Origin of the sequence: Arsukibacterium sp. (assembly GCF_018402695.1) — a bacterium.
In the GTDB taxonomy this organism is placed as follows: Bacteria; Pseudomonadota; Gammaproteobacteria; order Enterobacterales; family Alteromonadaceae; genus Alishewanella.
In genome coordinates this window covers 609,145-622,990 of sequence record NZ_JAGYIM010000019.1, presented here as the reverse complement: position 1 = coordinate 622,990, position 13,846 = coordinate 609,145, and the positions used below count along the sequence as shown (strand labels likewise).

The window sequence follows — 13,846 nt, the reverse complement described above, 5'->3', positions numbered from 1 at the left end:
GGGGTGTGACTGCTTAGGGCTTGCTCCGGTTTCTGGTCTGACGGCATAATGACACTCTGAATTCCCTGTTGGATTGGCTATGGTACCTGCAACCGATACTCAGCAACTGGCTGCAGAGCTGGGTGCGTTATTATCACGGAAAAATTGGTTCGTCACCACTGCTGAATCCTGCACCGGTGGCGGCATTGCTTACTATTTAACCGCTATTGCCGGCAGCTCTGCTTATGTTGATCGTAGTTTTGTTACCTACAGCAACAAAGCCAAGCAGCAGCTACTGGGCGTGCGTAGCGCCACTTTATTACAATTTGGCGCGGTAAGCGATGAAACGGTTAAAGAAATGGCTGCCGGGGCAGCGTTAGCGGCAAATGCTCAGCTGGCGATAGCGGTTTCAGGTATCGCCGGGCCCGGCGGTGGCTCGGCAGCGAAGCCAGTGGGCACTGTCTGGTTTAGTTTCTGGCTGAATGGCCAGCTTAGCAGCCAGCAGCAGTTTTTTGCCGGCGACCGCGAGCAGGTGCGTCAGCAGGCAATTGATTATGCGCTGGAGCACAGCATCTTATTATTGACAGCCTTGCCAAACTAGACTACTGTACGAGCATACAGTGTTTATGCAAGCCGAATTTTCTGGAGTGAACAATGGACGACAATAAGCAAAAAGCCCTGGGCGCTGCCCTTACTCAAATTGAACGTCAGTTTGGTAAAGGCTCTATTATGCGCCTTGGTGACAGCACGGCATTGGATATTGCCTCAGTATCCACCGGCTCGCTGGGCCTGGATATTGCACTTGGTATAGGCGGCTTGCCGTACGGCCGGATTGTGGAAATTTACGGCCCTGAATCATCAGGTAAAACGACCTTAACCCTGCAGGTGATTGCCGAAGCACAAAAAGCCGGGAAAACCTGTGCCTTTATTGATGCAGAGCACGCGCTGGATCCGGTTTATGCCAAAAAGCTGGGCGTAAAAGTAGAAGACTTACTGGTGTCGCAACCCGATACCGGTGAGCAGGCGCTGGAAATTTGTGACATGCTGGTGCGTTCTGCTGCAGTAGATGTCGTGGTAGTCGACTCAGTAGCGGCATTGACGCCAAAAGCCGAAATTGAAGGTGACATGGGCGACAGCCATATGGGTTTACAAGCCCGTTTAATGTCACAGGCACTGCGTAAACTTACCGGTAATATTAAGCGCTCTAATACCTTATGTATTTTTATTAACCAGATCCGGATGAAAATCGGTGTGATGTTTGGTAACCCCGAAACCACCACCGGAGGTAATGCCCTTAAATTCTATGCCTCAGTGCGGCTGGATATCCGCCGGATTGGCTCGGTAAAAGAAGGTGATGAAATTACCGGTAACGAAACCCGGGTAAAAGTGGTGAAAAATAAAGTGGCACCGCCGTTTAAACAGGCCGAATTTATTATTCAGTATGGTGCGGGTATCAACAAAAATGGTGAGCTGATCGACCTTGGGGTTGCCCAGGGCCTGGTAGATAAATCGGGTGCCTGGTATGCCTATCAGGGTAATAAAATTGGCCAGGGTAAAGCCAATGCTATGAAGTTTCTGACTGAGAACCCGGCGATAGCCGATGAAATTGAAAAGGAACTGCGTAGCCGCTTGTTACTGAAACCCGGTGAAAAAGTGATTGAAGAAGCTATTCCGGCAGAATTCGAAGCTGATTTGTAATACTTTTATACTAGAAAAAAGCCGGCGTTTTTGCCGGCTTTTTTGCTTTTTTATAACCAGAAAAACCGCTGGATTTTGCTGGCCAGGATAGCGGAACCCTGATTTAAATCGTTGAGGCAGCAGGTAAACTTGAAATCGGCCAGCCAGTTGCTGTTTGTATAATCGCTAAGCGCCAAGCAGCATGATGATTAACCGGCAAATTTTGTCTTGCCCTGCCGGATGGCCAGCGTTAATCTGGTAGCTCTGTTTTTTACTAAAAAACCTATTTTGTTAACATTCACTTTATCAATAATGTTGTCATCGCCGTAGGTGGCCGGTACTGTTAATAATGATTAAACATACGTTACTGTTGCTGGCCTGCTTACACTGTTTAATTGGTTGTAATGCCGATATCAGTGTCCAAGATGAACCAAACGACCCGGTTGCACAGGAATATCCACTGGCATTCGTCGCCAGGCCGTTACTGAACGAAGACGGTGATCCCTACAAGCCTGAGCTGGCAGCACCTGAGCAGTTTAATCCGGGCGCGCAGCTTTTCCTCAAACAAAATGCGTTTGCTGAGTCGGCAGAACGTGAATTGCTGGCCGAAGTCTTTGCTGATGAGCCATACGACGTAAAAGATTTGGTGGTATCACCCGACGGCGATACCTTGTTGTTTGCGTTGCGGCCACCAGAATTGGCCGATGTGGCTGATGAATTACAACCCCGTTGGAGTATCTGGCGTTACAGTCGCAGCAGCGATACCGTTGCGCCCGTAATAGCAGATCCCTTGCTGGCTGAGCAGGGCCATGATATAAGCCCAGGCTTTTTAGCCGATGGGCGTATCGTGTTCAGCTCCAGCCGCCAGCATAAAGCCAGGCAAATCTTACTGGATGAATTTAAACCACAATACAGTGGCTTGCATGAAGATTTACAAGGTCCGGCGTTTAACCTGCACGTAATGAATGCCGATGGCACCGACATTGAGCAAATAAGCTTTAACCTGAGCCATGATCTTTATCCTGTGCTGCTGGCCGATGGCCATATCCTGTACAGTCGCTGGGATAACCAGAGCGATCGCAACATGTTTAACTGGTATCAAATGCGGCCGGACGGCTCGGCCAACCAGTTGCTGTACGGCTGGCATTCACATCAAACCGGACCAGATAACAGCCCTGTCGAGTTTGCTAAGCCCCTGGTATTGGCTGATGGCGGTTGCCGCATTATTGCGCAACCGCCAGCAAGATGGCTTAAATACCCTGCCGGTGCAAATAGCGCTGGCGCTGGCCAGTGACAATGAACAACCGTTGTATCAGGAAGTGTTGAATTTACCCGCTCAGACCCCTCTGCTGCCGTGGGCTTTTGATAATTCAGCCCGGCCAGAGCCCGCTGGTCTGGTGCAGAGCGCGTTTGCGTTGCAGGATGGCTCGGAACGTTTTCTGGTCAGCTGGTCACCGTGCCAGGTTTTGGTCGATGAGCAGGTAACCAGCTGTGAACTGGTTGCAGAGCCTGCTGACTACCCTGCGGCGGGTCCCCGTTTTGGTTTATGGTTGTTTGACTTGGTCAAGCAAACTCAGGTACCGGTTAAGCTGGGAACAGCACAACAGTTATTAACCGAACCTGTGGTAATGCAACCGTACACCCGACCGGTATTTTTGCCGGCTAATCCTGATGCGGACCCTGCACTGGCACAAAATGGTGAAGCCATTTTAGATATTCGCAGTGTTTACGACATTGGTGGCGAGGCGGTATTGCCGCTGGAGCAGTTAGCCGATCCGATGCAAACCAGCGCAGCGCAGCGGCCAGTGCGTTATTTAAGTCTGGTGCGCGGCGTGCCTATTCCACCGGAAGAGGTGCGCGATGTACCCAATTTTGCTTTTGGGGTAAACCGCCGCCAGTTAATGCGGGAGTTAGTAGGCATTACACCGGTCCAACCTGACGGTTCGGTGCGGGTTAAAGTGCCAGCCAACGTACCGCTGGCGCTGAGCTTACTGAATAGTGAAGGTCAGGCAGTATCGCCCCAGCATCAGCAGTGGATAACCCTGGCCGCCGGCGAAACCCTTAGTTGCAACGGCTGTCATGCCGCGAACAATACCCGTCCCCATGGCCGGCAAAGTGGCGAATGGCCAACAATTAACCCCGGGCCAGCTACTTCATCGGCCTCTTTTAACAATGCAAACCCGTTGCTGCCACCAAACGCAGGTGAAACCATGGCGCAAACCATGGCCCGCTTACTGGGCGAACAAACCTTGAGTGCGGCACTGGATTTTGAGGATTTGTGGACAGATCCGGCGTTAAGAGAGCCTGATCCAACAGAGTTACAACAGTTTACCGACCTGGCGACACCGTTACCCGTTGGCCTGGACTGTTTTGCCAGTTGGCAGGCGGCTTGTCGGTTACGGATTGACTATCCAAGCCACATTCAGCCGCTGTGGCAATTGGACCGCCGCCAGTTTGACCCTGTGACCAATGAGCTATTGCGTGACAACAGTTGTGTCAGTTGTCATAGCCGCACTGATGCAGCCGGCAATGCCATTGTGCCTGCAGCCCAGCTGGAACTGACGGAGCAGGCGTCAGACTTGCAGGCAGAACAGATGGCCAGCTATCGGGAATTGCTCAGTAATGACAATGAACAAGAATTAGTTGGCGGGGTGCTGGTCGACCGGTTAGTGCAGGCCGTGGACGGCGATGGCAATCCGGTATTTCTGACCGATGCTGATGGCGAGTTAATTCTGGATGAAAATGGTGACCCGATCCCGGTGATGGTGACGGTAACCATTGGTGCCAGCATGCGCGCCGGCAGCGCCCTGGCCAGCGAGCGGTTTTTTCAGCAGTTCAGTCAGGGTGGCAGCCATCAGGGCTATTTATCTGCGGCAGAATTACGGCTGATCAGTCATTGGCTGGATATGGGCGGCCAATACTACAACTCACCTTTTGCAGTGGAGCCTGACTAGATGCGTTGCTGCTGGCTGCTGTTATTGGCCCTGTTAGTTGCACCCGCTTTGGCGCAGCAGATCACAGACGACGAAAGGCGGGTTATCGTCCAAAAAGAGTATATCGATTTACGCACCGGGCCGGGGCGGGGCTATCCGGTAGTGCAGGTTGCGCTGAACAATGACCGTTTACAATTACTAAAACAACGTACCGGCTGGGTTAAGGTGCAGTACCGCCAGCAGCAATTATGGTTGGCAGCCTCAGAGCTGGATTATTTATATCCGGTTGGCGCTGAGCAAAGCGTCGCCGCACTCTGGCAGGCAGCGCAAAGCCAGCGTCACTGGCAACTGGGTCTGGCAGCGGGTGATTTTGCCGGTACCAGTTATTACCAGTTAAGTGGCAGCTATCTGTTTTCAGAAGTAGTGGCTCTGGAGCTGAGTGCGGGCCAGGGCAGTGGCCAGCAAGCCAGTAGTCAGCAATATTTGTTGCAACTGAGCATCAGCCCGTGGCCGCATTGGCAACTGTCTCCTTATATTGCTCTGGGCGGTGGCGTGCTGCTAACCCGGCCCAGAACCGTGCTGGTGCAAACCCCTGAGCGTCGCAGCCCGCTGGCAACAATGGAACTGGGCGTAAATTACCCACTGACTGAGCGGTTGCAAGCTAACCTGCGCTATCGCAGAACGCTGGTCAGTACCGATCGTGATATTAATGAAGAGACAAATACATGGTTAATTGGCTTACGCCTGGCATTTTAGCCAGTGCTTTACTATTGCTTAGCCCACTGGTACTCAGCCCGCTGGCGGTTGCTCAGCAAGGCAATGACAGTGATGCCCGGATAGCGCCAGAGATTGAACAGTCTGACGTGATCCCCGCCAGGCTCGATACTGAAAACTTTGTGGTGGCGTTACGCGGTGGCGCTTTGGCAATAGAAGATTTCGGCACCAGCGGCCTGGCTGCATTGCAGCTTAGTTATCATATTAACGAAGATTTTTATGTCAGTGCGGAGTACGCGCTGGGCAAAGCGGGCCTGACCTCTTATGAGCGGTTAAGTGGCGCCGCGCCGTTGTTAACCGACGATGAGCGGCAGTGGCATTACTATGGCGCGGAGCTTGGCTATGTGCTGTTACCGGGTCAGGTATATCTGGGTAGCGATTATGCACTGAACACCGGCTGGTCGCTATTTGCCGGCGCAGGCAATGTTGATTTTGCCGGTGACAAAGTTTTTGCGTTTAAATTCGGCAGCCAGTTCCGGTTATATCTGACCGATTGGTTGGCAGTCGATCTTGTCGTCGCTGACTATGTGTTTGAAACCACGATTTTAGCTGAAAGTAAAACGACCCATAACCTGAGTATGGCACTGGGTTTCGCTGTATATTTTTAAAAAATGGGAAAGTTGTATGAAAACACTGTTATGTAGTTTGTTGTTAACTGTGCTGCCATTAAGTGCCCAAAGTGCCAGCGTCATTAACAATGGTAGTGCTGGACAGCGTGCTTTAGCGCCTGATTTTACTCTTAAAGCATTAAGCGGCGTTAATCTGCGGCTGGCTGAGCAAAGAGGAGACATTATTGTGCTGAATTTCTGGGCCAGCTGGTGCGGCCCCTGTATTCAGGAAATGCCGGCGCTGGATAAACTGGCCAGTAAGTATCAACCGTTAGGGGTTCAGGTGTGGGGAGTGAATGTCGAAGCAGACAGCAGTGCTGCTCAGAAATATCTGAGTAAGACCCAGGTTGAATTTCCTATTTTGTTTGATACCGAAAACAGTGTGTCAGAAAGTTATCAGGTGCAGGCGATGCCGACTACAGTAATTATCAATCAGGATGGCGACGTGCACAGTGTGCATCGGGGATATAAACCGGGCTATGAGCAAAAATATGAAAACGATATTAAGACCCTGCTGCGCAACTAAGCTGCTGACAGCCATGCTGGTATTATTCGGTCTGGCCGGCTGCGCCAGTATTGAGCCATGGGTTAAGCCGTATCAGCGGGCGGAGCTTGCTGACCCGATTATGGCCTTTGGCCGCCATCCGGTGGCGTTGCAGCATAGTGCCCATGTGCGGGACTCGCGGGAAGCCGCAAAAGGTGCTGACGGCAGCGGTGGAGGCGGTTGTGGCTGCAACTAAGTGCCAGCTACTGCTGCTGGCGGCGTTGCTGTGCAGCACGTCGCTTGTAGCAGCGGTACTGCCAGATAACCGGATTGATCTGATGCAGCACAGTTATCAGGGTGGCGGGGTATCAATTGATGGCCCGGCGCTGATGCTACGCAGTAAAATTGGCGAGCAGGTATCGGTATCAGGTTTTTATTATGTCGATACGGTATCCGGCGCCTCAATTGACGTTATCGCCACCGCTTCGGCCTACAGTGAAACCCGGATAGAAAGCCGGGTTGGCCTGGATTACCTGACCGGTAACAGTATTTTGTCGCTGAATTACGCACAGAGTGACGAGGATGACTATAACGCCAGGTCAGTGTCCTTTGGTGTTGCCCATGATACGTTTGGCGGCATGACCACGTTAAGTTTGAACGCGGCAGTGGGTGATGACGAAATTGGCCGCAACGGTGATGAAAGTTTCAGTGAAGAATTACGGCGCTACAGTTATAGCCTGGGCATTACCCAGGTGCTGACCACGCGCTGGATCAGTGCGCTGAATGCCGAAGTGGATATGGAGCAAGGGTTTTTGAATAACCCTTATCGCAGTGTGCGTTACCGTGATCCGCTGGCAGAGCTGGGGTATGGTTATCAGTTTGAAATATACCCCAATACCCGCAACAGCTTTGCGCTGGGGCTGGTTAACAAGTTTTATTTACCCTACCGGGCGGCATTGACGGCCTCGCTGCGTCATTATCAGGACAGTTGGGATATTCAGGCGTTTGATGCGGAGCTGGAGTATGTGCATCCGCTGGGTGAGCGCTGGGTGCTGGATAGCCACGTGCGCTGGTACCAGCAGGGACAGGCATCGTTTTACGCCGACCTGTTTGAATTCGCTGACCAACAAAACTTTATGGCCAGAGACAAAGAGCTGAGCGATTTCAACAATCTGAGTATTGGAGTGGGGGCAAGCTACCGGTTTGCCAGCTGGTCGTGGTGGCCGGCCGCCAAACCAGAGTTAAATCTGGAGTGGGACCATATCCGGTTTAACTACAACAACTTTCGTAACGTCACTGTCGCCGGCACAGAGGCCGGTGCCGAGCCTTTGTACCGGTTAACTGCCAATGTTTACCGGGCCTTTTTCAGTGTTTATTTTTAGTGGGGTTGCAGCATGAAATGTCAGTTTGTTATATCCGTATTGCTTAGCGTGCTGTTGCTGGCAGTGCCGTCGCAATCAACTGCAGCCACAACAGAGCAGTCCGCCCAGCAGCAACTGGAGCAGTTAAAGCAGCAGGCTATTGCCCTGAACCGGGAGCTGTTTATTCTGGAAGAGGAATTATTGTTCCCGCCACAAACGCAACTGGCGGTATTTGTCTCGGTGGATGCCGGACGTTTTTTCCAGCTGGACAGCATTCAACTGAAGCTAAACGATCAAGCTATCGGCGCTCACCTGTACACCCAGAGTGAGCTGGCCGGCCTGGCACGCGGCGCTGTACAGCCATTGTACAAAGGTAACATCCGCGCGGGCGAGCATACGCTAACTGCTGTATTTGTTGGTAAAGGCCCGGAAGACAAAGATTACCGGCGGGCAATCAGCCACCGTTTTACCAAAGCGGACGATGCCATGCTGCTGGAGCTGAAAATTACCGACAGCAGCGCCAATTACCAACCTGATTTTAGTGTAGAAGTATGGTCAGGCAACGAATAAGGCCGCTACTGGCAAGCACACTCAGCGCGCTGTTACTGGCGTCAGGTGTGCTGCTTCCGGTCGCAGCAGCGCCGTTTGCACAAAGCGAAAAACAATATCGGCTGGCGGCCTGGCATTTTTATCAGGAAGATTACTATCAGGCGCTGTTGCAGTTATCCCTGGCACCGGAAGAACCGGCCAAAGCCAGCCTGTTTCAGGCCGGGTTGCTGTTACAACTGGATATGCCAGCGGCGACCGCCAGTTTGTTAAAACGTTTGTTAGATGATCAGACCCTCAGCGGCAAGCTGCCCCGGGAGCTTAGGAATATTGCGCTGTTGCAGTTCAGCCGGTATCAGTATGAACAACAGTACACTGAGCAGGCCCGGTACTATCTTCAGCAGCTGACCCCACCGCTGGCAGAACTTGCCGGCCAGGCAGAGCTGTTACAACAACTGCTTAACTGGCCCGATACAATGGCTGGCGACCCTCAGGTCTTCAGCCGGCTGGCGGGGCAGAATGAGCTGCCCTACGTGGTGATTAATCAAATTCTGGCGCTGCGCCAACAACAGCAACCTGCGCAGGCGCTGGCGTTACTGGGCCAACTGAGCGAGCAGTTGGGCGCCGAGCCGCAGCCGGGTTTCTGGCAGCGGCTGTTCAGCTGGCGGGCAGCAGAACCCTTGCTCAGCGATGCCACCGAGCGTGAGGCGCTGGCTGATTACTTACAGTTGCTAAAAGCCGGGCTGCTGGTTGACCAATTGCAATGGGCTGATGCGCAGCAGGTACTGAGCGAGTTTGCCAGTAGCAGTGTGTTGACACTGTCAGCAATGACCTTATACCGCGATGTGCTGACGGAAAACCGGCAAATACCGACGCTGTTGTCGTTACTGCAGCAGCTGATTGAACGCTTTCCCTATGCTCCGGCCAGCTGGCTGGCAGCGCATCAGTTAGGTAACCAGTTTGAACGGGCCCTGGCCCAGCAAGATGCGCTGGCCGCGTATCGCTGGGCCGATCAGTATTATCAGCAACAACTGGCGGCGAATAGCGACCATGCCAGCCCGGTGCAGCTTGAGCAATTAGCAGACCCTGCCGGGCTAAGTGGCTGGCAGCGTTATCAGTTGCGCCAGCAAGCGCCACTATTTCGGCTAAATAGCCAGCTTGCTGCGTTGCAACAGCTACAGCAACTGCAACAGCAGCGGTTAAGCCAGATCGAACGCTTGAGTGACGTGGTACAGATTAAGCTGGGGCAGCAGCAACAATTACTTAGCAGCACCTTGCCGGGGTTAATCGAGAAGCAGCAACAATTGCAACAGAAAGCAGCGCAACTGACCTCGGTTATTGTTGCGGCAACACAACAGCCAATGGCCGGGCAGTTGTGGCTGGATGACACAGAGCAACACTTTGCTCAGTTGCAGCGCATGCTTGGCAGGGCAGAAGAGCGGGTTGCGGCACTGACTGCCGCTGGTCGTGATGTTAGCCAGGCAGCAGCACGTCTGAGCCGGTTACGCGGCATTTTGCAATGGCATTATCAATATAACAGTGCCGAGCGGCGCTGGCAGCTGACTAAACAGCAGCAGCAACTGACGGCAGAGCTTACCCGGATTAACGACGCTTTGGCCCGGTTAACCCGGCTTGACGGCAAAACTGAGCGTTTACTGAGCCAACAGCAGCAACTGGCAACACTGTCAGACCAGGAAAGCCAGTTTGCAACTGCGTTAGCGGCCCGGCAACAACAGTTGTTGGCGCAGCTGAATACTGAGCTGCAGCAACTGCGCCAGGCTGAGCGTGCCCAATTACAGGAAATGCGCCGGGTAAATACGCAGGCGATTGCCCGGGTAATGGAGCAGCTATTACTGACCACTCAGGAGGGGCAGTAATGCGCAGTCACATTCCTTACGCAGTTATGTCATTGCTGACGCTCAGCCTGCTGAGCGCCTGTAGCTCTGCGCCGGATAAAACAGTGCGCCGGGCTACTCTGGCAGAATTGGCGCCGTTTGATCAGGCGGCATTACCTGAGCCAGAATTAGTGACGCCAGCCCACTTGCAACAGGTATATCAGGATTTGCTGGCACTTGCCCCGGCCTTAGCGGTGCGGCAAAAAGTACTGTATCGCTTGTCGCAACTTAACACCCGGCAACTGGAGTTGAGCGAGCTTGGGCCGGAGGCGGAACAACAGGCCTTAGCGCAGTTGATTGCACAATACCGGGCTTTGTTACAGCAGTTTCCGGACGATCCTAACAACGAGCTGATTTATTACCAACTGGCCCGGGCACTCGATTTGACTGGCGACAGCCAGGCAGCGCAACGCCAGATGCAGCAGTTGCTACAACGCTATCCAGAAAGCGATTTTGCGGCCGAACTCTGGTTCAGAGTGGGTGATATTTATTATAGCCAGGCCAGTTATCCTGAGGCGCTGAGCGCTTTTGAACAGGTGTTAAGCCTGGCAGGACCAGAGCTCAGTCAGCATGCGTTATATATGACGGGCTGGAGTCACTTTCAGCTGCAGCAATATGCATTCGCTGATGATGCCTTTTTACAGGCACTGGATTTAACCTATCATCAGCGGCTGAATGAAGATGAGCAACAAAGCCTGCGGCAGGAGTTGCAGCGGATCTTAAGCATTTCACTGAGCTACCAGCAGCAGGCAGCAAGTTTATTGGCGCTGCTGAAACGGGCTGATTATCGTGACGGCCCGCCAGAGCAGCGGCCGCTGCCGTATCAGGCGGCATTATTTCAGGCTCTGGCAGATTTTTTATTTGAAAAAGAGCTAAATCAGGCGGCGCTGGACAGTTACCGGCTGTTTATTGCCGATCAGCCGCTGGCCATAGAGGCCGCCCGTATGCAATTGCAGTTGGTGCAATATCATCTGGATTATGCCGAAGCTGACAACGCCGAGCTGGCCCAGCAGGCTTTTATCCGGCGGTTTGGCCCGGCTTCGGCCTTCTGGCAACAAGCCAGGCCAACAGAGCAGGCTGAACTGGCGCCGCAATTAGCCCAATATCTCGATTATTTTGGCCGCAAGGGGCATCAGCAGGCGCAGCAAGCCAGCGAGCAAGACCAGCCAGCGCAGTTTGCCAACCTGGTGCAATACTGGCAGCAACTGCTGCTGGTGCAACCGTTATTAGCGCCAGAGCAGAACGACGACAGCTTGCTGTTGGCAGATGATGTACGTTATCTGCTGGCAGAGGCACTGGCAGGCAGTGGCGATCAAAAGGCCGCACTGGAGGCGTATCAGCAACTGGGTTATCCCACTACAAAACTGAACGCCCGCAGCTTTACTGCGGAGCAAGCCGCCTACCGGGCGCTGCTGCTAAGTGAAGAGTTAGCCACTGCAACCGGTGCCAGTGCGGCAGCAGCGGCTATCTGGTGGCAGCAACAACAGCAGTTTGTCCGCTGGCACAGTCGCCACCCGGCAGCACAACAGGTGGCATTAAATCAGCTGACCGAGCTTTATCAGCAACAGACTTATTCAGAAATTGTAAGCTATGCCAACCGGGTAACCGACTGGCCGCATCCTGAGGATAGTAAGCCTCAGCTGGTGAACGAAGCTTTATTCATTGTCAGCCAGACTGAACTGGCTGTTGGCGAGTATGCGCAGGCTGAGCAAAGCATCCAGCATCTGCTGCGTATTTATCAGGCCGATGACAGCACTGTTGCGACAGAAAGACGGCAGCTGCTTAGTCAGCAACTGGCTTCTGCGGTGTATCAGCAGGCGCAGCAAACGGGCTTAACTGTTAGTGCGCAGCTGGCTCATTTACAACGTTTACTTGAGCTGCCGGAATCGGAATACCATCAAAGTGCGGCTTATCAGCAAATTAGTCTGCTGCTTGAACAGCAGGACCTGCCCGAAGCAATCAGCCTGATGCAAGCCTACCAGCAGCGCTATCCGGATAGCGCTGAACAGCCGGCAATTACCACGGCGATGTTAAATAGCTACGAGCAGTTAGAGGACTGGCAACGTGCAGCCGATTTAATCAGCCAGCAAGTGGCACAGTTACCCACAGGCGCTGAGCAGCAAGCATTATTGTATAAAGCAGCAGGATATTACTGGCAAGCCGGCAATAGTGAAGCAGCCCGGCTGGCTTATCGCAGCTATGCCAATCAATATACTGAGCCCCATTTGCCGGCACAGGAAGCCCGGGCCCGGTTGGTCCAACTGTATCAGGCGCAGAACGATGTCAGCCGGCGTAACTTCTGGTATCAACGCATTGTCACTACTGAACAGCAACTTACTGAGCAACAAATTGCAGACCAGCAAAATAGTGGCAGTGAACGTAGCCGCTATCTGGCCGCTGAAGCCGCATTACAACTGGGGCTGCATAACAGCGATCTGTTCAATGGCGTTTCACTGCGCCAGCCCCTGCGCGATAATTTAAAGAAAAAGCAAACTCATATGACTGCCGCTATTACGCTGTTGCAAACCAGTATGAGCTGGCAGGTTGCTGATTTTTATAGTCAGGCGCAATATCAGGTTGCCAGTTTATATCAGCAGATGGCCAGTGCGCTGCTGAATTCGGAGCGGCCCAAAGGCCTGGATCCATTGGCACTGGAGCAATATGAGTTGCTGCTGGAAGAGCAGGCGTACCCGTTTGAAGAGCTGGCAATACAGATATATCAGCAAAATGCTGCGCTGGTTACGCAGCCATTATATGACAAATGGGTTGCAGCAAGTTTTAACAAATTAGCGGAGTTATTTCCGGCCCGCTACAGCAAACCTGAAGTTTACCTGGAGCTCGCTGATGAAGCTTACTAACGGTCCCAGCCAGAGTTTACGCGGCTTGCCAGCCAGCAAAGCAGGGCGGGTTACGATGGCATTACTGCTGGTATTGTCGTTAAGCCATTGTGCCCAGTTTTCCGGCCAGAACAGTGGACAAGGGGCAGACCAGCCATCGGTCAGCGAGCAACAACCGCCAGAAAAAAGTCAGGCGCCAGCCGAACGTCAGGCTGAGCAATCTGCAGACGACGGACAGGCTGCTGGTACGGACAGTACCCCGGCGCCAGTGTTGCCTAAACCGCTGTTGCAGCCAGCACAGCAGACCCAGTTTCAGCAGGCGACAGAGCTGATGCGTAATCAGGATTACCAGCAGGCGCTAACGCTGCTGCAGCCGTTAGCGCAGCACCTGCCCCAAGCCGCAGGTATTCATTACAATCTGGCGATGTGTTACTGGCAGTTACAGCAGCCAGAGCAGGCCCGCCAGCTGTTGACGGCGCTGGTTGAGCAACAGCCGGATTACCTTGAAGCAAGCAATTTACTGGGTGTTATGGCCCGCCAGGCCGGTAACTTTAATCAGGCCCGGCGCTACTGGCTGGACGCGCTTGAACGTAACAACGATTTTGCCAGTGCCCATAAAAATCTGGGTTTTCTATACGAGTTATACCTGGCGCAGCCCGAGCAGGCCCGGTATCACTATCAGCAATATCAGCAGCTGACAGCCGATCCGATGGCCGAAGCCTGGTTAAGTTTACTTGAGCAGCAGGAGTAAC

The 13,846-nt window shown here is 53.1% G+C and carries 13 protein-coding genes; all 13 read left to right on the top strand.

All coding sequences use genetic code 11. From position 1 onward, the window contains the following. Nucleotides 1–79: 79 nt before the first annotated feature. The 13 genes from KG631_RS14420 (at nt 80) to KG631_RS14365 (ending at nt 13,845) form a co-directional block, all read left to right on the top strand. Nucleotides 80–580 carry a nicotinamide-nucleotide amidohydrolase family protein gene (locus KG631_RS14420; protein WP_214000372.1) on the top strand — a complete coding sequence of 167 codons (501 nt, stop codon included), beginning with the start codon at nt 80–82 and terminating at the stop codon, nt 578–580. Nucleotides 581–633: 53 nt separating this feature from the next. Beyond that, nucleotides 634–1,677 (top strand): recombinase RecA, encoded by a 1,044-nt coding sequence (gene recA, locus KG631_RS14415; protein ID WP_214000371.1) that lies wholly within the window; start codon nt 634–636, stop codon nt 1,675–1,677. A 328-nt stretch (nt 1,678–2,005) separates the two neighbouring features. After that, the gene (locus KG631_RS18970; protein ID WP_301003826.1) at nt 2,006–2,950 is read left to right on the top strand and encodes a hypothetical protein; all 945 of its coding nucleotides are present in this window, start codon (nt 2,006–2,008) and stop codon (nt 2,948–2,950) included. Next, a complete protein-coding gene (locus tag KG631_RS14410) occupies nt 2,865–4,610 on the top strand; it encodes a hypothetical protein (protein WP_301003825.1) in 1,746 nt (581 codons plus the stop codon). The genes KG631_RS18970 and KG631_RS14410 overlap by 86 nt, the downstream gene beginning before the upstream one ends. After that, nucleotides 4,611–5,345, top strand: coding sequence for an SH3 domain-containing protein (locus tag KG631_RS14405; RefSeq protein WP_214000370.1), 735 nt, complete (start codon nt 4,611–4,613; stop codon nt 5,343–5,345). Continuing rightward, on the top strand, nt 5,315–5,971 hold the full coding sequence (locus tag KG631_RS14400) for an outer membrane beta-barrel domain-containing protein (RefSeq protein ID WP_214000369.1): 657 nt from the start codon (nt 5,315–5,317) through the stop codon (nt 5,969–5,971). Before KG631_RS14405 ends, KG631_RS14400 begins: the two co-directional genes overlap by 31 nt. A 16-nt stretch (nt 5,972–5,987) precedes the next feature. Then, nucleotides 5,988–6,497: a TlpA disulfide reductase family protein gene (locus KG631_RS14395; RefSeq protein ID WP_214000368.1), complete on the top strand. Its 510-nt coding sequence runs from the start codon at nt 5,988–5,990 to the stop codon at nt 6,495–6,497. Then, complete coding sequence (locus KG631_RS14390; protein ID WP_214000367.1) at nt 6,463–6,711, top strand: DUF4266 domain-containing protein; 249 nt, start codon at nt 6,463–6,465, stop codon at nt 6,709–6,711. The genes KG631_RS14395 and KG631_RS14390 overlap by 35 nt, the downstream gene beginning before the upstream one ends. Continuing rightward, the gene (locus KG631_RS14385; RefSeq protein ID WP_214000366.1) at nt 6,698–7,837 is read left to right on the top strand and encodes a DUF3570 domain-containing protein; all 1,140 of its coding nucleotides are present in this window, start codon (nt 6,698–6,700) and stop codon (nt 7,835–7,837) included. The genes KG631_RS14390 and KG631_RS14385 overlap by 14 nt, the downstream gene beginning before the upstream one ends. A gap of 12 nt (nt 7,838–7,849) precedes the next feature. Beyond that, nucleotides 7,850–8,386 (top strand): AraC family transcriptional regulator, encoded by a 537-nt coding sequence (locus tag KG631_RS14380; protein WP_214000365.1) that lies wholly within the window; start codon nt 7,850–7,852, stop codon nt 8,384–8,386. Continuing rightward, nucleotides 8,368–10,239 carry a hypothetical protein gene (locus KG631_RS14375; protein ID WP_214000364.1) on the top strand — a complete coding sequence of 624 codons (1,872 nt, stop codon included), beginning with the start codon at nt 8,368–8,370 and terminating at the stop codon, nt 10,237–10,239. The genes KG631_RS14380 and KG631_RS14375 overlap by 19 nt, the downstream gene beginning before the upstream one ends. After that, a complete protein-coding gene (locus KG631_RS14370; protein WP_214000363.1) occupies nt 10,239–13,115 on the top strand; it encodes a tetratricopeptide repeat protein in 2,877 nt (958 codons plus the stop codon). The genes KG631_RS14375 and KG631_RS14370 overlap by 1 nt, the downstream gene beginning before the upstream one ends. After that, on the top strand, nt 13,102–13,845 hold the full coding sequence (locus KG631_RS14365) for a tetratricopeptide repeat protein (RefSeq protein WP_214000362.1): 744 nt from the start codon (nt 13,102–13,104) through the stop codon (nt 13,843–13,845). Before KG631_RS14370 ends, KG631_RS14365 begins: the two co-directional genes overlap by 14 nt. Nucleotide 13,846 lies beyond the last annotated feature (1 nt).